Source organism: Streptomyces sp. NPDC001933, from assembly GCF_042890955.1.
Taxonomy (GTDB): domain Bacteria; phylum Actinomycetota; class Actinomycetes; order Streptomycetales; family Streptomycetaceae; genus Streptomyces.
In genome coordinates this window covers 565,276-589,746 of record NZ_JBIASS010000004.1, presented here as the reverse complement: position 1 = coordinate 589,746, position 24,471 = coordinate 565,276, and the positions used below count along the sequence as shown (strand labels likewise).

At 69.0% G+C, this 24,471-nt stretch carries 24 protein-coding genes and 4 pseudogenes; 14 read left to right on the top strand and 14 right to left on the bottom strand.

The window, feature by feature from the left end:
* Positions 1-157 precede the first annotated feature (157 nt).
* Together ACFYY7_RS13650 and ACFYY7_RS13645 are read right to left on the bottom strand one after the other, a co-directional pair.
* Entirely contained in the window at positions 158-1,033 is an 876-nt protein-coding gene (locus tag ACFYY7_RS13650) for an IS5 family transposase (RefSeq protein WP_388661058.1), read from the bottom strand.
* A gap of 405 nt (positions 1,034-1,438) precedes the next feature.
* Complete coding sequence (locus ACFYY7_RS13645) at positions 1,439-1,714, bottom strand: hypothetical protein (protein ID WP_388661137.1); 276 nt, start codon at positions 1,712-1,714, stop codon at positions 1,439-1,441.
* On the opposite strand from ACFYY7_RS13645, the pseudogene ACFYY7_RS13640 reads away from it, so the two are divergent.
* The 3 genes and pseudogenes from ACFYY7_RS13640 to ACFYY7_RS13630 form a co-directional block, all read left to right on the top strand.
* A pseudogene (locus ACFYY7_RS13640) lies at positions 1,623-1,859 on the top strand (right-handed parallel beta-helix repeat-containing protein); the annotation flags it as partial. The gene ACFYY7_RS13645 and the pseudogene ACFYY7_RS13640 sit on opposite strands and share 92 nt — an antisense overlap.
* Positions 1,860-2,005: 146 nt before the next feature.
* Positions 2,006-2,896: a right-handed parallel beta-helix repeat-containing protein gene (locus tag ACFYY7_RS13635; protein ID WP_388661055.1), complete on the top strand. Its 891-nt coding sequence runs from the start codon at positions 2,006-2,008 to the stop codon at positions 2,894-2,896.
* Positions 2,806-3,786 (top strand): AAA family ATPase, encoded by a 981-nt coding sequence (locus ACFYY7_RS13630; protein ID WP_388661052.1) that lies wholly within the window; start codon positions 2,806-2,808, stop codon positions 3,784-3,786. Before ACFYY7_RS13635 ends, ACFYY7_RS13630 begins: the two co-directional genes overlap by 91 nt.
* A 106-nt stretch (positions 3,787-3,892) precedes the next feature.
* On the opposite strand, the gene ACFYY7_RS13625 is transcribed toward ACFYY7_RS13630, so the two are convergent.
* Positions 3,893-4,237 carry a hypothetical protein gene (locus tag ACFYY7_RS13625; protein ID WP_388661049.1) on the bottom strand — a complete coding sequence of 115 codons (345 nt, stop codon included), beginning with the start codon at positions 4,235-4,237 and terminating at the stop codon, positions 3,893-3,895.
* Here ACFYY7_RS13625 and ACFYY7_RS13620 point away from each other — a divergent pair.
* A pseudogene (locus tag ACFYY7_RS13620) lies at positions 4,223-5,368 on the top strand (S8 family serine peptidase); the annotation flags it as partial. The gene ACFYY7_RS13625 and the pseudogene ACFYY7_RS13620 overlap by 15 nt on opposite strands.
* A gap of 549 nt (positions 5,369-5,917) precedes the next feature.
* Here the strand turns inward: ACFYY7_RS13620 and ACFYY7_RS13615 are convergent.
* Positions 5,918-6,394 carry a DUF6924 domain-containing protein gene (locus ACFYY7_RS13615; RefSeq protein ID WP_388661134.1) on the bottom strand — a complete coding sequence of 159 codons (477 nt, stop codon included), beginning with the start codon at positions 6,392-6,394 and terminating at the stop codon, positions 5,918-5,920.
* 46 nt (positions 6,395-6,440) lie between these two features.
* Positions 6,441-6,671 carry a histidine phosphatase family protein gene (locus tag ACFYY7_RS13610; RefSeq protein WP_388661046.1) on the bottom strand — a complete coding sequence of 77 codons (231 nt, stop codon included), beginning with the start codon at positions 6,669-6,671 and terminating at the stop codon, positions 6,441-6,443.
* 339 nt (positions 6,672-7,010) lie between these two features.
* Here ACFYY7_RS13610 and ACFYY7_RS13605 point away from each other — a divergent pair, with 339 nt between their 5' ends.
* A complete protein-coding gene (locus ACFYY7_RS13605; RefSeq protein ID WP_388661043.1) occupies positions 7,011-7,922 on the top strand; it encodes an acetylxylan esterase in 912 nt (303 codons plus the stop codon).
* 266 nt (positions 7,923-8,188) lie between these two features.
* The gene (locus tag ACFYY7_RS13600; RefSeq protein ID WP_388661041.1) at positions 8,189-8,383 is read left to right on the top strand and encodes a hypothetical protein; all 195 of its coding nucleotides are present in this window, start codon (positions 8,189-8,191) and stop codon (positions 8,381-8,383) included.
* Between the two features lie 444 nt (positions 8,384-8,827).
* Here the strand turns inward: ACFYY7_RS13600 and ACFYY7_RS13595 are convergent, their stop codons facing one another.
* On the bottom strand, positions 8,828-9,292 hold the full coding sequence (locus ACFYY7_RS13595; protein WP_388661039.1) for an SRPBCC family protein: 465 nt from the start codon (positions 9,290-9,292) through the stop codon (positions 8,828-8,830).
* A 46-nt stretch (positions 9,293-9,338) separates the two neighbouring features.
* Here ACFYY7_RS13595 and ACFYY7_RS13590 point away from each other — a divergent pair, with 46 nt between their 5' ends.
* Positions 9,339-9,947: a TetR/AcrR family transcriptional regulator gene (locus ACFYY7_RS13590; RefSeq protein ID WP_388661036.1), complete on the top strand. Its 609-nt coding sequence runs from the start codon at positions 9,339-9,341 to the stop codon at positions 9,945-9,947.
* On the opposite strand, the gene ACFYY7_RS13585 is transcribed toward ACFYY7_RS13590, so the two are convergent.
* On the bottom strand, positions 9,932-10,273 hold the full coding sequence (locus ACFYY7_RS13585) for a hypothetical protein (RefSeq protein WP_388661033.1): 342 nt from the start codon (positions 10,271-10,273) through the stop codon (positions 9,932-9,934). The two genes, ACFYY7_RS13590 and ACFYY7_RS13585, sit on opposite strands and share 16 nt — an antisense overlap.
* A gap of 69 nt (positions 10,274-10,342) precedes the next feature.
* Positions 10,343-10,801, bottom strand: coding sequence for a carboxymuconolactone decarboxylase family protein (locus ACFYY7_RS13580; protein WP_388661030.1), 459 nt, complete (start codon positions 10,799-10,801; stop codon positions 10,343-10,345).
* 87 nt (positions 10,802-10,888) lie between these two features.
* Between ACFYY7_RS13580 and ACFYY7_RS13575 the strand changes: the two genes are divergently transcribed.
* On the top strand, positions 10,889-11,773 hold the full coding sequence (locus ACFYY7_RS13575; RefSeq protein WP_388661027.1) for a sigma-70 family RNA polymerase sigma factor: 885 nt from the start codon (positions 10,889-10,891) through the stop codon (positions 11,771-11,773).
* A 366-nt stretch (positions 11,774-12,139) separates the two neighbouring features.
* On the opposite strand, the gene ACFYY7_RS13570 is transcribed toward ACFYY7_RS13575, so the two are convergent.
* Complete coding sequence (locus ACFYY7_RS13570; protein ID WP_388661024.1) at positions 12,140-13,099, bottom strand: hypothetical protein; 960 nt, start codon at positions 13,097-13,099, stop codon at positions 12,140-12,142.
* Positions 13,100-14,609: 1,510 nt separating this feature from the next.
* Here ACFYY7_RS13570 and ACFYY7_RS13565 point away from each other — a divergent pair.
* On the top strand, positions 14,610-14,798 hold the full coding sequence (locus tag ACFYY7_RS13565) for a hypothetical protein (RefSeq protein WP_388661021.1): 189 nt from the start codon (positions 14,610-14,612) through the stop codon (positions 14,796-14,798).
* A gap of 553 nt (positions 14,799-15,351) precedes the next feature.
* Positions 15,352-15,606, top strand: coding sequence for a hypothetical protein (locus ACFYY7_RS13560; RefSeq protein ID WP_388661018.1), 255 nt, complete (start codon positions 15,352-15,354; stop codon positions 15,604-15,606).
* Between the two features lie 787 nt (positions 15,607-16,393).
* On the opposite strand, the pseudogene ACFYY7_RS13555 reads toward ACFYY7_RS13560, so the two are convergent.
* Together ACFYY7_RS13555 and ACFYY7_RS13550 are read right to left on the bottom strand one after the other, a co-directional pair.
* Positions 16,394-16,779: pseudogene (locus ACFYY7_RS13555) on the bottom strand (IS701 family transposase); the annotation flags it as partial.
* 186 nt (positions 16,780-16,965) lie between these two features.
* Positions 16,966-17,316 carry a 5-carboxymethyl-2-hydroxymuconate Delta-isomerase gene (locus ACFYY7_RS13550; protein WP_388661015.1) on the bottom strand — a complete coding sequence of 117 codons (351 nt, stop codon included), beginning with the start codon at positions 17,314-17,316 and terminating at the stop codon, positions 16,966-16,968.
* Positions 17,317-17,458: 142 nt separating this feature from the next.
* On the opposite strand from ACFYY7_RS13550, the pseudogene ACFYY7_RS13545 reads away from it, so the two are divergent.
* Both ACFYY7_RS13545 and ACFYY7_RS13540 read left to right on the top strand, forming a co-directional pair.
* Positions 17,459-17,682: pseudogene (locus ACFYY7_RS13545) on the top strand (deaminase); the annotation flags it as partial.
* Positions 17,683-18,330: 648 nt separating this feature from the next.
* Entirely contained in the window at positions 18,331-18,783 is a 453-nt protein-coding gene (locus tag ACFYY7_RS13540) for a hypothetical protein (RefSeq protein ID WP_388661012.1), read from the top strand.
* Between the two features lie 1,253 nt (positions 18,784-20,036).
* Here the strand turns inward: ACFYY7_RS13540 and ACFYY7_RS13535 are convergent.
* Positions 20,037-20,456: a hypothetical protein gene (locus tag ACFYY7_RS13535; RefSeq protein ID WP_388661131.1), complete on the bottom strand. Its 420-nt coding sequence runs from the start codon at positions 20,454-20,456 to the stop codon at positions 20,037-20,039.
* A gap of 735 nt (positions 20,457-21,191) precedes the next feature.
* Positions 21,192-21,590 (bottom strand): AraC family ligand binding domain-containing protein, encoded by a 399-nt coding sequence (locus tag ACFYY7_RS13530; RefSeq protein ID WP_388661009.1) that lies wholly within the window; start codon positions 21,588-21,590, stop codon positions 21,192-21,194.
* A 150-nt stretch (positions 21,591-21,740) separates the two neighbouring features.
* Here ACFYY7_RS13530 and merB point away from each other — a divergent pair, with 150 nt between their 5' ends.
* Complete coding sequence (merB, locus tag ACFYY7_RS13525) at positions 21,741-22,448, top strand: organomercurial lyase (protein ID WP_388661006.1); 708 nt, start codon at positions 21,741-21,743, stop codon at positions 22,446-22,448.
* A gap of 631 nt (positions 22,449-23,079) precedes the next feature.
* Here merB and ACFYY7_RS13520 read toward each other — a convergent pair.
* A complete protein-coding gene (locus ACFYY7_RS13520; RefSeq protein ID WP_388661003.1) occupies positions 23,080-23,487 on the bottom strand; it encodes a winged helix-turn-helix transcriptional regulator in 408 nt (135 codons plus the stop codon).
* A 24-nt stretch (positions 23,488-23,511) separates the two neighbouring features.
* On the opposite strand from ACFYY7_RS13520, the gene ACFYY7_RS13515 reads away from it, so the two are divergent.
* Complete coding sequence (locus ACFYY7_RS13515) at positions 23,512-24,213, top strand: NAD(P)-dependent oxidoreductase (RefSeq protein ID WP_388661000.1); 702 nt, start codon at positions 23,512-23,514, stop codon at positions 24,211-24,213.
* Positions 24,214-24,471 lie beyond the last annotated feature (258 nt).

The following is a 24,471-nucleotide window of genomic DNA, read 5'->3' as shown; positions in this document are numbered from 1 at the left end:
CTGGGGCGCGTCCTCATCACATGCGACGACGACAATGTCGCATCGGCGCGCACCATCGAGCGCAATGGCGGCGTTCTGGAGGATGTCCGTACCACTGACGAGGGCATCAAGCGCCGTTACTGGATCACTCTGTAGGTAAGCGGTGTGGCGGTGCTGGTTACAGCCACTCGCTGATGGCCGCGACCAGCACGGTCGCCTCGTAGCGGACCGAGAGCTTGTCATATCTGGTGGCCACAGCACGGTTGCGTTTGAGGCGATTGATGCCGCACTCGACCGCGTGGCGCTCGCGGTAGTCGGCCGGATCGAAATGTGGCGGCCGGCCGCCGTGGGAGCCGAGCTTCCGGCGGTTGCGGGCCTGATCGGCCTTGTCGGGAATGGTGCAGCGGATCCCACGGCGGCGCAGGTAGGCGCAGTTCTTGCGAGAAGCGTACGCCTTGTCAGCCCTCACGCGGTCGGGACGGACGCGTGGCCGACCCGACCCGATGCGGGGCACGCGAACCTTCTCCAGCACGGATTCGAACTGCGGCGAGTCCCCGCGCTGTCCTGCCGTGATCACAATCGACATGGGTTTCTGGCCCTGCTCGACAGCCAGGTGCAGCTTGGTGGTGAACCCGCCGCGCGAGCGTCCCAGCCCGTGATCAGGGGGCTCGGTGAACACGCCGCCTGGCGGTTCCTTCTGCAGGTCGCCCCACTTGCGGGCCCCGGCCGCATGCTGGTGGGCGCGGCAGACCGTGGAGTCGACATTCAGGTCCCACGTGATCATCCCCTTCGCATCGGCCAGGACCTGGAGTCGGCTGAGGATCCGGTGCCGGGTGCCGTTCCGCTGCCACCGGCGGAACAGGTCGTAGACCCGGCCCCACGGCCCGTACTGGACAGGCACGTCCCGCCACGGAACACCGGTCCGGACCCGGAACCGTATGCCGTCGATCAACTGCCGTCGAGGCCAGACGGACGGCCGCCCAGCCTTCATCCCCTTCGGCAACAACGGCTCCAACACCGCCCACTGCTCGTCCGTGAGATCTCCCCGACCCATGAACCCTGATCATTCACAGTGCAAGATCCACTTTCGATACACGACCTAGGCCTTGCCTGCATCCGTACCGGCCCACAGTTCGGGCACGGCCACCTCCGAAGTCGTATCCGTTCCAAGCCCAGCAGACGACCTCGCCAGCGTGTCCTTACCAAGCGATCTTGTCGCGCGCATCCCAATGAGCGGTCGAGTCGTCGCGGAATGCCAGGCAGCCAATCCTTTCAAGCCACCAAGGGGCGGAAAACCATGAGCCACACCCGGCATCCCTGGGTCTCCCGATCCTACGAGTGACCGGAACCAACCCACCTACAACGTAAGGAACGCCATGGCCCGCCAGACCATCGTCGCGGACCCGTACCAGGGCATCGCGTCGGCTCTCACCGCCGCCCGCCCGGGGGTGTCATCCGCCTACGCCCCGGCCGCTACGACGAGTCCCTGGTCATCACCAAGATGGTCACCCTCGTCGCCGACGACCCCGACGACCCGCCCGAGATATCCCCCCTCGGGCAGTGCCGTCCAGGTCGTCGCCGATGCCGTCAAGCTCTCCGGTCTGATTCTGCGCGGCAGCGACGAGGACGCCCTCGTCGTCGATGTGCCGCGCGGCCAGGCGGCGCTGGAGAACTGCCGGGTGCACGCCCACTCCTGGACCGCGCTGCTCTTCCGCGAGCGCGGCTCCCTCGCCATGCGCGACTGCGTCATCGCCAACCCCGCGGGCGCCGGGTTCGTCGACCTCTCCCCCGAGCCCGGCGTCGTCGAGGACTGTGTCTTCGAGGACGTCGGCAGCTCCGGCCTGATGCTCGGCGACGACTCCGCACCCGCGATCCGCGACTGCGCGGTCCGGGGCGCCCGCGGCAACGGCCTGCTGGCCAACGGGCGCGCGGGCGGCACGTCGAGCGGCTCACGGTCGACGGCACCCCCAAGCCCGGGGTCGCCCTGGAGGAGCAGGCCGCCACACATCTCACCGATGTCCGCACCGTGGGCTGCACCATCGGCTTCCACATCTCCTCCACCGCCCAGCCCGTCCTCACCGGCTGCTCCGCCGTCGGCAGCATCACCCACGGGGTGCTGCTCTCCGCCACCACCGCGCCCGCCCTCAACAACGTGGAGGCCCGGGACTCGGGCGGCAGCGGCTTCGTCGCGATCGAGCAGGCCCGCGGCACCCTCTCGGACTGCCTGGCCGAGAACTCCCTCGCCGCCGGCATCCTGGTCCGCGGCAGCGCCGAACCCACCCTCCAGCGCACCCGCGTGACCGGCGGCAAGGCCGAGGGCATCCTCCTCGACGCCGACAGCGCGCCGCGCTTCGACCTGGTGACGGTGCACCGGGCGGCAGGCCACGGCATCGTCCTCGCCGGCGGCAGCCGGGCCAGGCTCCGCGATGTCGAGATCGTCGAGGCCGGCGGCCATGGCCTGCACGCTCGTGACGAGGCGCGCGGGCGTGTCGAGACGACCTCGGTCGTCGATGCCGCGCAGTGCGGGGTACGCGTCGACGGGGCGAGCCCCGCGTTCCAGGACGTCGCCGCACGCGGGAGCGGGGCAGCCGGGTTCGCCGCTGCCGGGAAGTGCGCCCCCGAGCTCATCGACACCCTCATCGAGGACTCCGGCGGCGACGGCATCACGGTCACCGACGACGACGCCGGGGTGACCGCCGTCCGGGCCCGTGTCCTGCGCAGCCGGGGCCACGGCGCCCTCATCGGCGCGGGCACCGCCGCCGAGCTGACGGAGTGCGAGTTCACCGACGGAAAGGCCGACGGCTCCGGATCGCCACCGAACGCCCGGTGCGGGCGGCGGGCTGCACCGTCACCGGAAACGCCGGGGCCGGGATCCGTCACACCGTTCCTGGCGGCAGCCTCGCCGCGGTCGAGCTGACCGGCGAGGACAACGGCGAACCCGATGTCCTCGGCGGACGGGGCGACGGCGCCGCCGCCCCGCAGAGCGAGGGCGCGGACGGCAGACCGCCCGCCGGACCGCTCGCCCAGCTCGACGAGCTGGTGGGGCTGCGTGCCGTCAAGGAGCAGGTGGCCACGCTCGTCAACCTCAACAATCTGGCCCGGCGGCGCCGCGAGATGGGGCTGCCCGTCCCGGCCACCGCCCGCCATCTGGTCTTCGCCGGGCCGCCCGGCACCGGCAAGACCACCGTCGCCCGTCTCTACGGCTCGGTCCTCGCCTCGCTCGGCGTCCTGCGCTCCGGGCACCTGGTGGAAGTGGCCCGCGCCGATCTCGTCGCGGAGATCATCGGCGGCACCGCCATCAAGACCACCGAGATGTTCGAACAGGCCCTCGGCGGCGTGCTGTTCATCGACGAGGCGTACACCCTCACCGCCGACGACGGCAGCGGCCCCGACTTCGGCCGGGAGGCCGTCGACACCCTGCTCAAGCTGATGGAGGACCACCGCGACGACACGGTCGTGGTGGCGGCGGGCTACGAGGGCGAGATGGCCCGCTTCCTGGGCTCCAACCCGGGTCTGGCCTCCCGGTTCGGACGTACCGTCACCCTCTCCTCTTACAGCGCCGACGAGCTGGTCGAGATCGTGCGCCGCCAGAGCGCCCGGGACGGTTACGAGTGCGTGCCCGCCACGCTGGAGGCGCTGCGCCGCCACTTCGCCGGGGTCGACCGCGGCCCGAGCTTCGGCAACGGGCGCTACGCCCGCACCGTGCTCGAACAGATGATGACCAGCCAGGCAGGGCGGCTCGCGTCCGTCCCGGACGCCGACACGGACCAGCTGCGGCTGCTGCTTCCCGAGGATGTGACGGAATGACGGAGAAGCATGAGCTGACCGGAAGGCATCCGGGGAGCGGCCGGTGTGCCACCTGCTTCGAGGCCTTCAACCCCGCGTGCCGGCGCGCGGTGCTGGACGAGAGCACTCAGGAGGTCCTGCGGCGGCTGGCGGAGCCGGTGCCGCCGCTGACCCCGATGCCCCAACGCCGTACCAACGCCGGTCCCACCACCCCGGGGATCCCCGCTTCGTCCAGGAACCCCGGGGACGCCATCCGGTCGAGGGCCACCGCGCAGCCCACTGCCGCGCCCCGCCCCCGGAGCACCGCCGCCTCATCGGGCCCGGCCGCTTCCTTGGGAACCACCGCCACCTCGGGGCCGGCCGCTTCCGCCGCGGAGTGCCGTGCGCCGGGGCGCTCCTCCGCCCCGCTCCGTGACCCGCGCCGCCCGAGGACCGACGCGTCGACCGGGCCGGCACCGTGGCAGGAGCGCACCGCACCGCACCGCACCCGGCCCCCGGCACGGCCCCCGCACCCGGTACGGCGGACCGCACGCGCACCGCGACGCCGGGCGCCGCACCGGCCCGTGCCCCGCGCCCCGGCAGCACCGCGCCGGGCAGGGCCGAGGCCCCGGCCACGGAGGGGGCACATCCCGATGACCCGGCCGCCCCGTGGGCAGTTCGTACCCTTCCCGTGCTGCTGGCCGCCGTCCTGACCGCGGCCGGACCGCTCCTCGCCGCCTCGCCCGCCGCGGCCGACACCGGCCTGCCCCGGATCTCCACTGCCCCGCCCCAGGACGGTGGCTGCGTCAAGCCTTCCCGGCAGCATCCCGTCGACGTCCCGTGGCCGCAGCAGTACATCGCTCCGTCCCGCGCCTGGGACACCACCCGGGGCGCGGGCGTCACCGTCGCCGTCGTCGACACCGGCGTGGACGCCGTGCACAGCCCCGCCCTAGCGGGCCGCGCCACACCGGCGACCGCGGCTGCCGGGACCGACTGCATCGGCCACGGCACGTTCGTCGCGGGCCTGATCACCGCCGCGCCGCGCCCCGGCACGGGGTTCGCGTGGGTCGCCCCCGAGGCCGGGATCATCGCCGTCCGCGCCACCGCGTCGGACGGCACCGCCACGGCGAACAGTGTCGCCGCCGGGATCGACGCAGCCGTCGCCCGCCGTGCGCGCGTCATCGATGTCCCGATCGCTCTGGCCCGGAGCAGCCCGGCGCTCGTCGCGGCAGTCCGTGACGCGGGACGCCACGGCGCGGTGGTGATCGCCCCGGCGTACGCGTCGGGCGGCACGGTCACCGGATCCGTGGACGCCCCCGCCCCGGCCGCCTATCCGGCCGCGTTGCCGGGCGTCCTGGCCGTCGCCGCACTCGGACCGGGCGGTGTCCCGGATCGGAAGCTCGCGCCCCGCACCGCGCCCGATCTGACCGCGCCCCGCAATGCCGTGATGAGTGTCGGCCCCGGCGATACGGGCAGCTTCACCGGCGACGGCGCCGAGCTGGCCACCGCCTTCGTCGCGGGCGCCGCCGCGCTCGCCGTCGCCGCACACCCGGATCTGACGCCCTCGCAGCTGTCCGACCGCCTCACCGCCACGGCGTACCACATCCCGGCCGACAAGGCGCTGGTCGGCGCGGGCACGGTGGACCCGGCAGCGGCCGTCACCGCCCCGGCCCCCGATCCCTCGGCCGATCCGTCCCCCCAGGACCCGGCAGCCCTCCGCATGCCCCCCGAGGCCCACTCCGGCCGCACCACGGCCATCGCCATCACCTCCGCCGCCGGGGTGGCCGTCCTGATCACGGGCTTCGCCGCGTTCACCCTCCCCCCGGGCCCGCCGTCGGGGGTTGGCGGCCGGGAGGATCGGCGCCGTAGGCGGTACGCCACCGGGCACGGGCCTGGGCGTCGGGCTGCTGGTGGCCCGCCACCGGCCCCTCCTGCCGCGTCAGGAGGCCGGAGCGTCGGCGATGCGACAGCCGACGTCGATGATGGTCGTGATGACGGGCACGCCGCCCATCGGCCGGTCTGCGGCGGGCCGGGGACCGGATGCGCCGGCAGAGCCTGCCGCTGCGGATCCCGCGCAGGTCGCGGTCGAGGACCACGACGTCGTACGCGTCCACGTCGAGCCTGGCTGCGGCGGCCAGGCCGTCGTGCGCGACGTCGACGGCTGTTGCTCCATTCAGCAGGGCCGGTAGATCCCTTCGGGATCGTCGTGGGCCGATGCCGCGAACTCCTCGAAGCCCAGGTTGCCGATGCTCAGATTCGCGTGGACCTCGTGGACCCCTGCGGGGATGGTGCGGAACTCGCTTCCGAACTCGGTCAGTTGCTCGTAGTCCTCTTCGTCCACGCATTCCTCCTGCGTCAGCAGGGTGACCGCCAGCAGCGGGTGGTGCTCGGCCTGCATGCTCACCCGGTCGGCAAGGAAGACCACGGGCAGGTCCTCATCAGCACTGACCGCGGTCAGTACCTCGTCCGCGGTCGCCCCCGCCCAGACCGGATCATTGATGAAGTGGATGTGCGCCTCGTACTGCCTGTCTCCCCAGGGCTCCATCAGCGCCGCCGCCAGATCCCGCCACGCCCGGTCGTCGTCGTAGTCGGTCCTGACGACCAAGGCATCGAACTCGTCGCGGCGTGACACAACGGGCAACGTTCCCATGAATCTCTCTTCTCAGTGACGATCGGTGAGCTGTGCCGTGACTGTCTCATGGACCGTCCGTCACGCCCCATGGGACCGGCGTTCCACCCCGCCTGGAAGCTGACCGCGCAACCCGGCTGCTGAACACGGCGGCCAGACGGCGTCGGGCAAGCCTCGGAGCGAGGGACTTGGCCGCGGCCTCACCCGCGTCAGTGAGCAGGATGTCGGTGCGACCGGCGTGTTGGCCCGACAGGCTCCATGAGGTCTGGCCATGCCTGATCGATATCAGTTCACCCATGGCTGCGCACCGTATCCGATCACGCGCAAACCGCCGAACGCATCCTCGCCACCATCGGCTGCACCCGCATCCGCTACAGCCGACCCACCGGATGGGACGACTTCTGAGTAGCCGCGAGCACAAGCACGAGTGACCCGGGCGCTGTGGCCACGGCCGCTGGTGCCGGCCGGTCGGAGCAACGCCCGCCCCTGAATCACGTGCGGCGGCATTGTGCAGACGCCCATGAATCCGGGGTTACGACTGGGCGTCTGCAGACAGACAGGAGGAACACGAGATCCCATCATGGCTCTGGTCACGATGCGAGGACGCGCACCGTGCTGTATCCGTGGAGGAGTTGCCATGTCGGGCAAGAGAAGACGGCTTACGATTGGCGGGCTTCTGGCCGCCGCAGTGTTGATGGTGGGTGCGGCGCCCGGGGTGTCCGCAGGCGCCGTCGGGGCGAATGACGCGGCTCGGTCGCCGTCGGTGGTTTCAGCGGCTGCGGTGGGTATCCCGTCCGTCGGCACCGACTGGGGTGCACCGGGGCCGTACGCCGTGAGTGTGGAGATCGGGATCGTTCACACCTTCTACCGGCCGCAGAATCTGGGGCAGTCCGGCAAACCCCATCCGGTGATCATCTGGGGCAACGGCACAGGTGCGGTGCCCGGCGTGTACAGCTCGCTGCTGCGGCACTTGGCGAGCCAAGGCTTCATCGTGGCTGCCGCAAATACGCCGACCTCCAACTACGCAATCAGCATGCGCCTGGGCATCGACGTGCTGGAGCAACGCAACGCAGACAGCTCAAGTCCCTACTACCACAAGGTGGATCTGGCGCACATCGGCTCCGCAGGTCACTCGCAGGGTGGCGCGGCCGCCGTCAATGCGGCGATCGATCCACGGGTGATCACCGCTGTGCCCATACAGCCGGGCCCCCTGACCGATCCGGACCTGATGGACGAGCCCGTCTTCTATCTGGCCGGGCAGCAGGACCACATCGTGTGGCCGGCGTTGGTGAAGGCGATGTACCAGGATTCCGACCACGTCCCTGCCGTCTACGGTGAGGTCCGGGGCGCCGGCCATCTCGACTCGATCGGCGACGGCGGGAACGTCCGTGCCCCGGCCACCGCCTGGTTCCGCTATTGGCTGATGGGCGATGAAGCGGCCGGCCGGATGTTCTTCGGCCCGGACTGCGGCTACTGCGCGGATGCCACGTTGTGGTCCGGCTGGGAACGGAACGCCGCGGCACTGCAGCTCTCCGGCCCGACGGCCTGAGGGGCAGGGCAGGCCCGGGTTCAGCGCGGTGCCTCCAGTGCCCGCAGTACCTGCGCCCAGCCGAGCCGGGCCGAACCTCGCCCGACTCGGCTGACCAGCCGCCCACGACCACGCCCCCACACTTCACACTCCACATGCCGCACACCGAATCCGCTCGGAGTACACGACGCCGACTTGGCCGCCGGCTATGGCTTCGCCGACATACCCCCCGCCGCCTCCCGCTGGATCATCGACGACATCGCCGCCGAATTCGCCCGCCGGGACGGATGCCCGCGCTGCGCATCGAGGCGCTCGACAGCGACCTGGCACACGACCTCGGCGGTCCGACCGACAGTCGCACCACCCCTCTGATCGCCGGGACGCAGGCCGCCCTGCTCGCCTGGCTCACCGGCCGCTCGACGGGCGCGGACCTGAGCATCGCCGGGGCCGAGAAGGTGCCCGCGGCCCCGTACTGGATCTGACGTCCCCCGCCTCTGCGTCGCGGGCCGGATCGAGAGCCTGAGCCGGCTGATCCGCCAAGCCGCAATCACCACCGCCCTCACCGGCACCGACCGCACCACGGAGACCAGCCTCGACCAGATCGGTATCGATCACCTCGCCGAGACGCGCCACCAAAACAGGCCGGAAGCCCCCGTGACGCCGACCAGGGAGAACGCCTCTGCCCAGCAGGTACACAACCAGCACCCCGAGACGCAGACAGATAGTCAACTTCTTGGGAGGCGCCCACGGGCCGGTGTCGCCTGGGCGGGAACAGCCGATATGCCACGCGGCTTGCCGCATCAAGAACCAAGAATGTGGATCCGGCTATGAACAGGCACCGGCTTCGGCAGTCCGGTCCTGGGTTCGGGCAGGGACGCCCTGGGCCTCGGGTCCTGCATCGGGCAGACGAGCCGACAAGCACCGGCTCAGGATCCGGCAGTGGACACGTGGCGATCCAACTCGGTGGCCAGGCGCCGCATGACCGTACGGTTGGCGCGCCGCATGGTGGCCCGGACGACGGGCGCCAGCAGGTAGTCGGCGAGCGGGGCGCGTGCCCAGGCGTATGTGAACGACACGCGGCTTCCGCCTGGTCGCAGCGGTTCGATGGTGTAGGTGCCACGCGCCAGGCGTCGACCGGCCGCACTGACGTTCCGTTCGACGATGCGCCGCGGCGGATCGGCCTCGACGACCTCGATGGTGACGTCGGTCTTCGTTCCGCCCAGCGCGGCTGTGACCGTGGCGCACGATCCGATACCGCGGCCGGGGCCGCTGTAGTGCCAGTCGGTCAGGTAGTGGTCGGTGAATTGCTCATGGTGAGCCATGACATCGAGGAAACCGTAGACCTGCTCGGGCGTCTGCGGTACGTCGATCGACACGGTGACAGGCTTCATGTACCACACGGTACATAGGCCATGTACCAATTGGTACACTCGCGACGTGGTGAATACGGACGGTTCGCATCCTGAGGACAAGGCAGCGCCCGACAAGGACGGGGACCGGCGCTCTCAACTGATGAACGCGGCCGTCGACTACGTCGCAGCACACGGCTTCGCGGACCTGAGCCTGCGCGGTCTGGGTGCCGCGATCGGTGTCAGCCACCGCATGCTGATCCACTATTTCGGCTCCAAGGAACAGCTGCTCGTCGAGATCGTCCGGACGTCGGAGCAGCGCCAGCTTGATCTGCTGTCCCGGTTCCGCCTGGAACCCGGTCTCTCGCCCTCCGATGCTGCGAGGCTCCTCTGGAAGCAGCTGACGGACCCCCGACTGGCCGGTCAGGAGCGGCTCTTCTTCGAGATCTACGGGCACGCGCTGCGGGGCCGCCCCGAAGCCGCCCCGGTCCTCGAAGGGCTCGTGAACAACTGGCTCGAGCCACTCATGGCCGCCGAGGTCGCCGCAGGTGCGGACCCTGCCTTGGCCCGGAACCGCGCCAGGCTGGGACTCGCCACCGTCCGCGGTCTGCTGCTCGACCTGCTCGCCACCGGTGACCGCGTCGGCGTCGACGCGGCGATGGAGGAGTTCCTCCGGCTCTACTACGACTCGAAGTGACGGAGCCGCCGATTACGAAGCTGGCCCTGGGGCTGCACAGTCGCGAAACGGCCTGGGCGATCTTCGGTGGCACCGAGGCGGCTGACGGGCCGGGCCACTTCGGTTACGGCGCGGTCGAGCTCCCCCTTGGCGATCACGTCGCTGACCATGAGGGTGTCGATGATGCCCGGGCAGACGGCGTCGATGCGGTCTGCCCCGGCAATCCTGTCGGAATCGGAGTCGGTGCTGCCGAGGATCAGCACGTCGGCGTTGGCCGAGTCGGCGTCGCGGCCCGCTTCAGGTGCTCGGTGCTGCGGGAGATGAGATCCGGCACGGCTCGTAGCCATGCCCGGCTCCTCCTACGCGATCGACGTTTCCTCACAGTGTGCGGTCAGCGGGTTCGAACCGCCTCGGGCTCAGCCCCAGGTCTGGCCGGCCGGTTCCTTGATGGTGCGGTTGATCCGGTTGAAGAAGTTGGTCAGCGCGATCTCCAGGTTGATCGCACCGATCTCCTCCCCGGTGAAATGGGCTTCGGCTTTTGCCCAGATCTCGTCGGTGACTCCTTCCGCACCGTCCTGCAGCCGGGTGGCGGCTTCCGCCAGCTCCAGCGCCGCGCGCTCCGCATCGGTGTAGAACGGCGCCTCCCGCCACGCCGCCACATTGTGCAGCCGCTCGTCGGTCTCGCCGGCCTTCTTCGCCCCGGCGACACTCGCGTACACGCACGCCGAGCAGCTGTTGATCTGACTGACGCGCAGGTGGACCAGTGCGAGCAGCTTCGGAGCGACGCCCCCGGCAGCGATCGCCTTCTGCAGGTGCCCGACCGCGGTCCACACATCTCGGTTGTTCGTGTTCTTGTTCTTGAGCCGGTTCTCCATCTGGGAGTGCTCTCCTTGATCGGGGTTACGTTCCGGGGCTTGTGCCCGTCACCCCTATGACGGAGCAGTTTCGAGGAAGGTAACAACATGCCCGACGTCCATCCCGCGGATCCGGTCTCCGAGGCCTTCGAGTCCCACCGCGACCGGCTTCGAGGCGTCGCCTACCGCGTGCTCGGATCACACGCCGACGCGGAGGATGTGGTCCAGGAGGCATGGCTGCGTCTCTCCCGCCAGGACACCGGCACCATCGACAACCTCGGCGGCTGGCTGACCACCGTGGTCGGCCGCATCAGCCTCGATGTCCTGCGGTCGGGCCGGACCCGCCCGGAAGTCGCCCTCGACGACCAGCTGCCCGAATTCACCGTGACTCTCGACGACGCTCCTGCTCCAGAAGAGCTCGTAGCGCTCGGGGACTCCGTCGGGCTCGCACTCCTCACGGTCCTGGACTCGCTGCGCCCGGACGAACGGCTGGCGTTCGTGCTGCACGACGTGTTCGCCGTGCCCCACGCGGAGATAGGAACAATTCTCGGCAAGTCCACCGACGCGACCAAAATGTTCACCAGCCGGGCCCGTCGGAAAGTCAGGAAAGTACGAGACCTCCAGCAGCCGGCAGGCACCGGACGACAGCAACGCGAGGTGGTCCGAGCCTTCCTGGCCGCGGCCCGCGACGGTCAGTTCGAGCAACTGCTGCAGGTTCTCCACCCCGAAGTGAAGTTCACCGTTCACACCCCGGATGGACGGTTCGTCACGCTCGGAGCCACCGAAGTCGCCACCCGTGCGCGAGTGGCCGGCGGCACAGCGCGAGGACATGCGGCGACCGTCAACGGCCGCCCCGGTGTCATCGCCTGGAACGAAGAGGGCACCCCGCTCTCCCTCCTCGCCTTCATCGTCGCCGACGGCCGCATCACCGAGATCACCGCTGTGATCGATCCGGCCCAACTCGCCCTCATGAATCTGCCGGACCCGGTGTGACTCCCTGCCGGCGACCGCCGCTCGTCCTCAATGTGGTCATGCCGGGCCAGATCCCGCAAGGAGGGCGAACGTGGCCACCTCATGGGCGGAGAGCGCTGGGCATGGGATCGCCGCAGGTGCCCCGCACCGATCCGCGGGGCGTGTTGCAGTACGACGACGGCCCGACCCCTGCCGGACGGTCAGCAAGGCGGGGCGCCTTGCCACGCCGGCGAGGCATCACCGTCCTGGGCCTGGGCCTCCCGGTCGCCCTGGCGGTGGCCCAGCAGAACAGCCTGGGCAGCCGCTGCTCAGTCCGGAGGGGCCATCGCCGCTTCGCTCGCACGGGTTCGGTGCCCGGCCGGTCATGACCGGTCCGGTCCAGTCCGGCTAGAGAAGCGGGCAGGTGAGCGGGAAGACGCGTTCGCTCAACTGACCGGTGAACTGGGCTTCGGTGAGGGTGGCTTCGGTGAGCCAGTCCGCTGCGGTCAACTGGTCGACCAGGCGTTGCAGCTCTTCGGGATCCACCGGGACCCAGGCTGCGAGAGACTCCAGAGCGATGCCCCGACCGCCGGGACCGAGTCGTCCATCAATGCTGGTCTGAGTTGCCAACGTCATCGCCAGCAGGCGGGCGGCCGCGGGGGCCTTGGCCTTGCGGAGTTTCTTGTCCGAGACGACTCTCTGGGCCCAACCGCTGAGCTTGGGCCGCATCTTCTTGCCGAACGTGAACGGTCCGGAACCGTCCGCATGGGGCACCAAGGAGGGCACAGTGACGGTAGTGGGGTTCTCCGGCCGGGAGGCGAGCAGGTCACTGGTGGTGCCGGGGATGCCCAGCCAGCCGCAGCAGGTCAGCTCCCCGACCAGACCCTCCGGATCGGTCAGACCCAGCGTCGTGAGATCCTGCCCGACGAGGTTGCCGGTACCGGCGTGCGCGGTGCGCAGGGTCAGCATCACCGCCAACAACCGTGCCTCTGGGCCCGGAAGCGGGCTGTGGTCGGCCACGTGCGCAAGGACATGACGTGCGTGTTCCCACTGCGTGGGCACCGCCAGCAGGCGGGCCACCGTCGGCCCGTCACCGTCCGCGCTGTGTCCGGTGCGCTGCAGCTGCTGGAAGCGAGCGGCGACAGCGGCCTGTTCTGCGCGCCGTGCCTCCAGCCGCAAATTGATGTCGTCGGTGACATCGGCCCAGGCCATGAAGGCGCGTGCCTTGCGTTCATGGAGGTCGGCGAGGAGCCCCAGGTCGGGTTCGGTGCGCTGCTGGTAGGCACGGAACAGGTCCCCGAGTTCGACAAGCTCATCGCGCAGGACAACGGGCCGCAGACCATGCGGGATGAGGCGCTGCGCGATCATCTGCCTGCTTGCGCGGTTTCGCCCTGCAGGGGTGGGGCGGGCGGCAGGGGCGGGACGGGCAGCAGGCACCGGGTGCATGCCGGCCGTAGGTGAGGAATGGTCGGAGAACTGCGGAACGCCGGCAGGAACGGCCGAGGGAGGTCCGGCAGTAGCCGAGGAGCCGGCCGCCGGGCCGGATACGGCGGGGGCGGTGGAGACGACCGTGGCGCCGGGGGTGGCGGCCGCGCAGCGTGAACAGCACTCCATGGCCTGCCACCAGCGGCCTTCCCGGTCGGTGACAACGGCCAGGACCGCCGCCCCGCCGCACCTCCAGGGCTGGGCACGCATCTGCCGGTCGGCGGGGCGGACATGGGCGTGGCAACTCTCCGCCCTGCACGCGCAGTACGCCTGGGCCCGAGGCGGCGCAGCGGCCTTCAGGTGGGCCTTGAGGTGGGCGACCGCGGCCGCACGGCCGGCGGCCGCGGTCGGCAGGCGTTGCTCAGCGCAGGCTGGGCGGCTGCACGAAATGCGCACTCCTGTACTGCCTCGCCCGGCGGGGTCCAGGCGCACGGTCCACCTGCGTCCCAGGACCCGATCGTCCAACTCGCTCGCCGCGGCCTGCGTCATCCCGCTCTTCCTCCTGTGCCATGTCCCTGCCGCCTGCGCTTTCCCGTCATTACGGGCGGGGCGTGTTCGTCGAGCCCACCGTACGCGTCACGCGGCTCCGTTGACCGGGAAACTCGCCTTGAGACCAGCGCGAGCACCATGCCCAGCAGGAAATCGGGACTGAGCCGACATCGGTGCTGCTGTTCGGCGACCCCTGAATACCGGCCGCCCCGGGGCCAAATCACAGGCGGAGCGACCGATCCGGCATGACGTCAGCGGACCACGAATTCCACCGATCGGGTGATCTGACCAAGTGAGAAGAGTTACCCCCTGAACAACCGTGAATGATCGGCAGGACTTCAATGGTCAGCTGCCTCTCCATCTCCGGGGTGCCCCGGGCGCACACCTGTTCTGCCTGCGGCCTTCGCTGTGGCAATGTCCTGTTGCCGCGCCATCGGTCTGCGCGGCCTCCGAGATGCCCTGCAGCAAGGGCGCCGGCTTCCGCCACACCAACGCCCGCAAGACATGAGAGAACTGGAACAAGCCCCAGTGGCGCAGAGTCATCGATGTCGTCTTGCTCGGCATCGAACTGATCGGTATCGCGGACTCCCCGAGAAGCCGATCACAAAGACCGTCACCCTGTCGTGCGGAGCGCAGAAGGAGCACAGTGGCATGGACGTGAGCGATCCGACCCCAATCGTGGGCTGGCAGCCTCGTCCATTTGTCGCAGGCCGTGGACTGGGTGGCCACTTCGGGGCCAGGACCAGCGGTCGGGCTGTGTCATCATCATCGCGGCCCGGAAATCCGCCGATCTGTCGAACCGAGCACAAGAAGTGAACGTGCTGATTCCCGAACGCTCCCACGGCCGGCTGGTCATCCATCCTGACAACCCCTCTGCCTCCGCAGGGGGGTGGCTCGTTCGTTCGTGGGTGAGGTGCAGACCGAGGGCATGCAGAAGGCGGCCTCGATTCATTGTTCCTTGCCGACCTGGTCGCTCGACACCGCCATCTGGGCCGCCGAGGTCACCCCCGCCGCAGTACGCGATGTCGGCGTGGCAGAACCGGTGCTCCTGACCATCTCCCGGAATGGCGGCAACGTCGCGCAGAACATGTGAGCGAACTATGCCCCTCGGGGACGACAGCCGGTGCCGGGTGAGTTCACGACCGCGCGTGGCACGGCTACCCGAAATGCGGCGATTGCCTGCCCAGAGAACTGAGCGAGCTGATGATGAATCAGATTGCGAACCCCGACAACCTCGGTCAATGGGGTCACCCGGTCCACCCGACTGAACACTCTCATCATGATGCGCTGTGCCGTGCGCATCGCAGACGTGACAGAGCCTCCCCACGAGATATCGCCCTCGTCCTCGGTGAGACCCGTCCCACCGTTCCAGGAGCGAGCAGACGAAGGCCGTCATCCTTCGCCTGGGGAGCCGCCGCAGTCTCATGCGTGTCGATGTATCGGGCGTACATATCGATGAAGCCCCGGGCTTCGGCGGCGTCGTCCGCCGGTCGCCCGCCCTCCCACACGGCGAGGTGATACCGCATGGGCGCAGCCTGCCGCCTCGCACCGGGTGTGTCGTTGGCTGACGGGCTGTGGGCGATGATTGAGCCGTTGCTACCGGTTCGGACGCCGAAGCGGGGAAGTCGGTGGTGGGATCACAGAAGGTGATCGATGCCATCGGCCTCAAGTTCCAAACTGGGATCCAACGGGTTCATCTCCCCGAAAGATGTGGCAACTGGCGCGTCCATAACCGGCTGCGGATGTGGGCCGTGGAAGGCATCCGGGCGCGGATGTTCACCGCGCTGGTGCCTCAGGCTGACGCCGAGACGGACCTCGTCTGTATGGTTTCGGTGGACTCCACGATCGTGCGCGCTCACCAGCACGCGGCCGGGGTTCGCAAAATGGGCTCCAATCGATGAACCCGGTGATCACGCCATCGGCCGGTCCCGCGGCGGACTGACCACAAAGTTCCACCTGACAGCCGACGGCCACTGTCGACCCCTCGCCGGACTCCATTGTCGGCATCTTCATCTGGTCTGCCCGCTGACCATCCGAGTCAGTGGGCAACTCTGGTGTTCAGCCCAGGCCCTTCTGGTCCCAACGCCCCGGCGAAATAGCGCATGTGCTCAGGCGCGCAGGCAACCACGAAACCGACGCTCCCGTCGTGACACTCGGCGATGTTCCAGAAGGGACGGATGATCCGAGAGTCGGATCGAGTCCGCCTACGGATCCGGCGTATCTCAATGTGTTCGGTCGGCAGAGCACGACGCGCGAGCGTCTTCACCTCGGTGGGCGATACGTGCAGAGCATTCCTGGTGGCCGCGAGGAAGACCACGACCGGACTGCAGTACGGGCGGTCGCCGAGGATGCATGCCTCGAAGAGGACCTCACCACCCTCAGCGAAGGAGCGAGCCTGAGCCCTCTCCCGCCGTCTCCCACCGAAATCAGAGACCAGGAGGCCCCCACCACCACGTCGATCAGGAACGCGATCACCTGGACACCCACTCCTGGTCGCGGTGCACCCCTCCGCACGCCGCTTGCTGAAAGTAGGGACACATAGTCCTGCGCAGCGCAGTCGCCTCCGCACATATTTGATCGCAAGGCTGGCGTCTGAGCACGCGTACAGTCAAGTGCCTGCATGCTCTCTCCCCAGCCGCACCTGATTCGATCGAAACGGCCCAGTACTGCAGCTGTAGATCGTGATCTTCATGCTGTGGCGGCTTGCCGTCGGTCGTGGCTGGTCCGGGCTGTGCCTGATGGCGGCGTCGCCAGTCGGACCGGCCCAGGCGGTGGGCCGGGGCGTCGACGGGCTGGACGGCCAGCGTGATGAATGGCCGCTGGACTTCGTCGCACGACAGCGGGATCAGATCCTTTGGGGTGCCTGGGCGGGCATGTTCTTCGGCTCGGACGACGACCAGGAAGGCGTGGGCAAGCATGGCCAGGGTGCCCCATCGGGCCCAGGACGGGTACCGGCGGACTTGGTGCTCGTCGAGCCCGGCGAGCGCGTCGGCTCGGATTTTGCCGGCGCCGGTGGCCGCTTCGGCCGAGCAGGCCACCGCCAGCACGTAGCCGACGCCCTGGGCCTCCAATGCGGCCATGCGCTGGACAGTGAATGAGCCCTTCGAGCGACGGGACGAGAGGTCAACCAGTCGGGCCATGGCGGCGTGGCCCGCAGCAAGCGCCGGTACAACCGGTCGGCCCGCGCACCTTCCAACGTTGTGGCGGCGCGCCGGGAAGCTGGGCGGACAGCCAACTCGTCGCGCTGGAAAGCGGGTGTGTCAGCTCTTTCGGTAGGACGCGTCCAGGTTGGGGATTTCGACGGAGGGATGCAGAGTGACGCCATCGACTGGCTTGACCTGGGCGGCGACCAGGGCGAGCACGGCGGCCGCGAGGCGGGCCTTGGTCGCGTCGGTGCGGCCGTGGAGCAGGCCGATCTCCACGTGCAGGACGGCGTGCCCCTCGGTCTCGGTGCCGACAGTGAAGTCCTCGACCCGGCGGAAGCGGGTCTTGCAAGCCTCCAGGCGGGCGTCAACGGTATCGACGACGATCGGGTGCAGGGCGAGCGCGAAGGCCGGACGGTCAAAGGCCGCGTCGAGCAGACCGGAATAGTCGACGGTGATCTGCGGCATGGCGGACAACTCCTCGGATGGGGTCACATGATCGGCTCCCACCCTACGGAGGCCGGCTCAACCGATCACCACCGCCCCGTTCAGGATCACGCCCGAACCTTTGCAAGGCAGCGGGCAGATGCCCGGAGACCTCTGAGATTGCCGGGAGTTCACGGAGACGGTGGTGTCCACCATGCTGGAAGGATCCCTCGACTGGCCGGATGCGACCGTCGTGAGCGGTGCTGGTGTCGACATCGACGCTCGGCTCCAGGAGGTGTCCGAGGTACCGTCGCGCTCGCACGGCAGCCTGTCGATGAACTGGGCGCCGATGGCCGCCGTTCTGGTCCCGACCGTGTCCAGGTGACATTCTTCCCTGCGAACGCCGGGGCAGACCGGCCCGAAGGGTCAGAACATCCCGGCCGACGTCAAGGCCGGTCCTCTTCCTCACGGTCCTATCCGCCCGCGACACGGTCCGAGAAGCCGACCGGGCTTCTCCCGCCTTGGCCTCCGTACGGTCTGGATTGCCCAGCTCCGCACTCGCACCGATGGCGGCGCCGAGGGGCGCGCTCCCGGATGGAGCGGACCTGTACGAAGCGGTTCCGATTGAGGTGCTGGTTGACCAGGTGTCAGGCGGTGTCGGTGAAGCCGCTCCGCAGCGCCGGCAGGGTGGGCAGCCGGCTCGATCGTCAGCAGTGGCCGCCGCCGCTGGATGACCCGGCACACGATGGCCGGTCAGCAGCCGAACAACGGTCAAGCTGCCGCATCGTGAGGTTCGTCCTGTTGCAGCCGGCCGCCTGCAGCTGCACCCTGTCAGCCAGCGGTAGGCATCGCGGTCTCCCTCACCACGCTTGTTCCCACTCCGTTCAGGCACGACCTTCAGCAGCCACTGGAACAGCAGCATCTTCACTCCGGCCAGCATTTCTACCTAGAAGGCCTCATCCCACAACACTCCACCCATACAGGAGAAATGCCCACCCATATCCTTCCGCAGCACGCTCTAGGCTTTCTCTTGATTCGAACGGGAGGGGCGGGAGCATGGCGATTTGGGGACTGGTCATCGAGACGACCGTGGGTATCGGGGAGCGCAAGCACGGGGAGGCGTACGTGCTGAGGCATGTGGACGGCACGCGCGAAGAGGCTCTGATGGAGCTGGAGCAGCGTGCCCGGAGACACACCCCGGAGCACCCTAGAAGTCCGAAGCGCCGTCGGCTCTTCCGGGAAAGCGACGGTTTCCTCCTGGTGATCGACGGCGCCTGGCAGTCCTTCAGCACGCGGTTCACAGTGGCGGAGCTGCTGGACGACAGCGCTGCGCCGGCCTCGCCGCCGACGCACGCGGCCCAGCCGGAGGCGGAACACGAGAAGGAACCGGGGGCGGAGCCGCATCCGGCGGAAGCGGTGCCGCCTCCGCCCTCGACGCCGCCGGTGGAACGTGATGCGGACGGAGTACCGATACGGCCGAACTGGTGGGGCCGCACCGACCTTCCGTGACGCTCGACGCCCAGCTGCGGTTTCCACTTCATCCAGGCGATGGGCAACGCTATGGTCACCCCACCGACGACTGGCTTCGCTGAGTGTGATGCCACTGGTATGTGGTGGGATGGCCGGAATCTGCTGCCGTGACCCGTTGGGAGTCCGCCCTGATGCCCGTGTACGCGTCTCTGTCCCACGCCGCGGCCGAGGCCTTGGTCGACGTCCTGTGGGTCATCGAGGGTTCGGGGCAGGCTGGGACAGTCCCGTGGTGACGCCCTCTGCGGGTCGCGCATTCGTCGACGCCGACCATCTGCGGGGCCGGGACTTCGGGGCCGGGCCACGCTTCGGCCAGCCGCAGCACCGTGCTGCGGCTCGCAGACACGCCAAAGCAACTCGCCATGCGGGCATCGGCCCGACCGGCGAGTGCGTGGCCGACTGCGGCCAGCGTCGACCGCAGCCGCTCGGTCCGCCGGCCGTACCGACGAATCAACCCTGGAAGCTGTTCGGCGAAGGTTCACCGCCCGTACGAGATGACCGGGCGGTGAACCTGCGGATACGCAAACAACGAGCGACCCGGCTGACTCCACTGGGCGCATCAGCGGGAAATCGCAGGTAGGAGCTGTGGATCCGCCGCGCCCCGCTCCCGCATCCGGTACAGATGAACCCAACCACCTTGTTTGGAGCCGCTATCCGTACCGCCTCATGTTCACGGCGACGGACAGCATTGCCACGTCGGCGATCGACGGGAACAGCAACTCCTCCAGCCTGGGCGCTGCTTCTTCCACGGGCCGGACTGTCAGCCACATCGCACCCGGTACGGGCCAACTCCGGACAACTTCCCCGGTGCCGACTCGCCCGGCAATCCTGACTCAGCGTGCATTCTCCAGGGAACGTGAGCCAGAACCCCGACACATTAACCCTGGCTGCTCATGCACCGTGTCCCCGAGTCGATTGCGCTGCGGTGTCTCCGGTTGATTCGGACGGCGAGAACTTGCCTGCAGGCGCGCTGCTGACTCCGTGACCGTCGGCAGCCTGCGGCTGTGTTACGACGGCTTGGAATCTCTGGAGCAGGTCGCCGTGGCGATGGAAGACACTGTGGTCCGGGCCCGTTCGCCGCGGCGGGCGAGGCCGGAGGCGCTGACGGGATAACCCACAGCGGGTGCTGTGCGCATGGCGCGAGCCTGTTCGCGGCGGCGGAATGTGGCTGCCTGGCGGCCGTCGTACGGGAGGGCGTCATGAGCCGAGTCCTGGATGGAACCGAGAAGCAGTGCCTATCCGTGCAGCACGGTGACGTAGACGTACAGGGCAACAACACCGGCGACACAGGCGAGGATCACCCATGAACCGAAGCTGGTGTGCTTCCCGCTGCCTTTGGGCCGCGCGGCCTTCCCGGAGCGTTTGGACTGCCCGGGCGCTGCACGTCCCGGCGGGACCGGCGCCGCATCGGCCGCCGCCTCGGCAAGCAGGCGACGGCAGGTCGCGGCAAGCACGCCTGTACCGGCGGAGAGGGGCACCACGGCCTCCGAACGCGCCGGAGCAGTAGTGCCGCCGTCCAGGATGCGCCCCGCGCGTACGAGGATCTCGTCCCGGCCGCCCGCCGGAGCGAGGCTGATCCACCGCCGTACATGCTCACCCCGGATGACCACGCCGCCGGACCGCTCCCGGTAGACGGTGTGTTCCCGCCACAAGATCTCCGCCAACTCACTAGCGGTTTCTCTCAGTTGTGCGCTCAAAACCTCTCCCCCTCCCCATCCGCCTCGCGGCGAATCGAACAAGCATCGCACTCTAGCGGTAGGCGCGGAGAGGGATCCAACAGCCCCCAGCCGCCACGCCTGCCTGCCCCCGGGCACGGACGCAGTACTACGGGAAGGCATCAGCGCGGCCACATGAGAAGGGGCCAGGTCGTAGAGACAGCCGGCGGACACGAGGAGTCGGTCCTGCGTATTGCCGCAGGTCACAGATTTTCCCGGTGGCACTCAGAGCCACGATGGGCTGCCCAGTCGGCCGAGGCCTGCATACCCATCGGAGGATGGTCATCCCCCTCAAGCAGTCGTGACATTCATGCGGCGAGCGAACAAGCGGGCGCGGCTCCCGGTGCAGCTCCGGGCGCGGCCTCGGGTGAAGCCCACGGCTTGCATCCACTCGGGACGCATGGTTCTGCGACGGCCTCCCATACTGAGGCGCCAACCGCACGGGCCCGGCGCAACCGCAGATCGCGCTGGTAGTCACTGGGGCGAAGCCGTACGCCGCACGGAAGCCCCGGTACAGCGCGAAGCGACTGCATCCGGCCACCTGAGCCGGTTCGTTGGCGGCGTTGTTCTCGGCGTACCGCTGTCGCAGCAGACTGCGGGCCCGGGCCATGGCGGCCGGTTCCACCCGATCCCGTGAGTCCGGCCGATGTGCCGGCAGCGTCGCTGCACGGCGGGTCAGGGCCAGCACGGCGGCGGTGAGGCGCTCCTCGACTTCCAGTCGGGGTGCGTTCTTGAGACTGAGGTGTGGAGACGCGCCACGGCTCGGGCCAGGGCCGAGTTGTCCACCACCGGAGTGCCGAAGAGCGGCAGTCGGGTCCTGCCGGGGTCCGCGTCGGCGAGAACCTCCCGGACAAGATCCTCACCGAGGTGCAGCATCCGGTAGCAGTACCCGTGGTGGACGGCCGACCGTCCGTCGTGGGGTTCGTCCGGATTGAACGCCATGACCAGTCCGGCCACTCTGACGTGCCGCTCTCCTCTGCATACGAACGACTGCGCACCGTCGTCGGTATTGCCGAAGAAGTACGTGTCATGGGCATGCACTGGGTAGGCGTACTGCTCGAAGCCGACGTCCATGGCCTCCAGCACAAGCCCGGGGACCCGCCAGTGGGTGGCGCGTTCTCCGGCAGGCGTAATGTCCCATTGTGCCGCACGAGCGTTCAAGCCCATGCGCTTCCAAGGCGCACGCTGGACACCAGAGCCTCAACCAGCGAAGGAACTACAGAAATGACCAGGAACGCCTCAACCGCACCGACGAGCCTTCACAGGACCGAGAAGATCCGCCTGGCCGTCTACCACGGATTCGCACGTACCGGCCGGGCTCCGAGCGTGCCTGAACTGGCCACGCTCACCGAACTCGCCCCGGACCAGGTGCGTCAGGAACTACGCATCCTTCACGCGCGTCATGACGTGGTCCTGGACTCGCAGGACAGCGACCAGATCGTGATGGCCCACCCCTTCGCGTCGGTGCCGCTCGGCTTCTCCGTAATGGGTTCACACACCCTTTGGTGGGGCGGCTGCTCCTGGGACTCGTTCGCCATGCCCCACCTGCTCCGGAACGAGCCCGATGTCCTGGTCGCCACCCGCTGCCCGGCCTGCGACACTCCGCACGCCTGGGTGGTCGACCGAGAGGCACCCCCGAAGGGCGACCAGGTGGCCCATTTCCTCATCCCCATGCACCGGGCCTGGGACGAAGTCATGCACACCTGCGCCAATCAGCGCCTGTTCTGCTCCACCGACTGCGTCGACTCCTGGCTGCAGCAGACGGGCCAGGAGCGTGGCTACGTGATGGATCTGGCCACCCTGTGGCGCTTCGCCGGCGACTGGTACACCGGACGCCTGGACCCGGGCTACACCCGCCGTGACCCCGCATCCGCCTCTGCCTACTTCGCCAGGGTCGGCCTGCACGGCTCCTTCTGGGGGCTGCCCGAGTGAGCTCTCCGTCAGCTTGCCGCCGCTCGAGCGCTCGCCTCCAACATCAGCAGGGGGTGATGATGGAAGCGCCCAGGATCTGATGCCCAGTACCTCGCGGAGCAGGGCCTGCTCGATGGTCTCGCCGGGTCCGGGTCCTCCGCCGGGCAGGTGGGAACGGTCGCGGCAGTGAGTGCGGGCAGTCGTGATCCGCAGCGAACATCCGCGAGGGTCTTGCGGCACCCCATTCGGAGCGCTTCCGAATGGACACCGCTTCCCGATCCTGCTGTTGTCCTTCACAGTTTCACGCTCAGGTGAGCCCGGAGACCCAAGCCCCCTCCCAGGTTCATCCCGAGTGCGCCGGGGATACAACGAAGCGCTACGCGGCACACGCTGAACCAAAACCTCCACCGCCCCCGCCGCTGTGCGGCCACCGACGGCCCGCCACGGTCGATTTGGTGGAGAACCTGGGGTGGCGGAGCGGGTCGGCAAATCACGCCCTTGACACTTCAGAACGGCGAGGACAGCGGGACTGCCCACAAGCCCCTGCCAGGGCCTGGCCCTCTACCGGGCCCTGGGCCTCCTCCAACACCTGCCGGCCACCTGGACCGGCATCTGCCGCACCTGTCGGCAACCACCCCATTGCAGCCCTACGTCACCACCTGGCAAGGCCCTGACTATCCGGTGCGGTCGGGCGAGTGGTGGCGTCGTACGACTCCCGGGCGTCGAGCAACTCGTCCCAATGCTTCTCCGTCCAGGCGCAAGCTACCGCTATCGGTTGGAGCATGCTGCGGCCCAGCGGCGTCAGTTCGTACTCGACATGCGGGGCGCCCGCGGCATAGACGGTGCGCTTGACCAGGCCATCTCGTTCCAGCGACCTCAACGACTGGGTCAGGACCTTGGGGGTGACGCGGCTCAGTGGCACGCGCAGCTCGGAGAACCGGCGCGGCCCGTGCTCGAGACAGCGGATGATGAGTGCCGCCCATTTGTCGCCGAATCGGATCGGATTGAGTGAGGACGGGCACAGTTCGTCGAACATGTCGGCGGGCAACGGTTCCCTCATGTCCTCACCCTAGCCAGTATCCCCGTGGTAACCGAGGGCTTCGGTAGCTTCCGGGAACTGGCCGGATGCACGAGCTCCGGCCCTGGTGAGAGGCGGCTCGTCGTGAACATTGTGGTTTTCGGGGCAGGAGGTCGGGCCGGGCGGCAGGTTGTGACAGAGGCGCGCCGACGCGGACATCAAGTCACCGCGGTGGTACGCGAACCTGCGGGCCACGGCGACCTGACAGACGTGCGGGTCGTGGCAGGCGACGTCACGGACACGGCGAGCATCGAGCATGCGGCCGCCGGCCATGACGCCGCCGTCAGTGCCGCCGCAGACCTGTCCGTGCCGCCACACGAGTTCTTCACCTCGTCGTCCCGAGCCCTGACCACCGGCCTGGCCAACGTGGGTGTGCACCGCCTCGTGGTGGTCGGGCTCGCATCGGTCATGCCCGGTGCATCCGGTGCCCCCTTGATGGACGAGCCCGGCTACCCGAACGAGTACCGCTCCTTCTCCCTCGGCCACGCGGCAGGCCTCGACGAACTACGGGGGTGCGACCTGGACTGGGTGTATCTGGCCCCGGCGGGTGACTTCGACCATGCGGGCACGCGGACCGGCCGGTACCAGATCGCTGAGCATGGTGACCCGGCCAGTCGGATTGCGTACGCGGACCTGGCGATCGCGCTGATCGACGAGATCGAGGCGCCCCGACATCACCGGGCTGCCGTCAGCGTGAGGGAGGTGTGACGCCGGAGAGCCACGACAGCTCGGAGCGTGGGATGCCGCTCCAGCGGGGGCATGCCTGCGGCTGAGCGGCGGCCGTCGGCTCTCGCGGCGAGTTCGGTGAGATCGGTGAGATCGGTGGGATCGGGGATCCCCGAGAAGGCGGGTGAGGCCCATGCTCCGGCGTCGACTCGGCGTCGGCGTCGGCGTCGGCGCATTCCGATTCCGATGAACGGGGGCAGACCAAGCACTCTCGGCCTGACCTGGCGGGAGCTGAGCTGG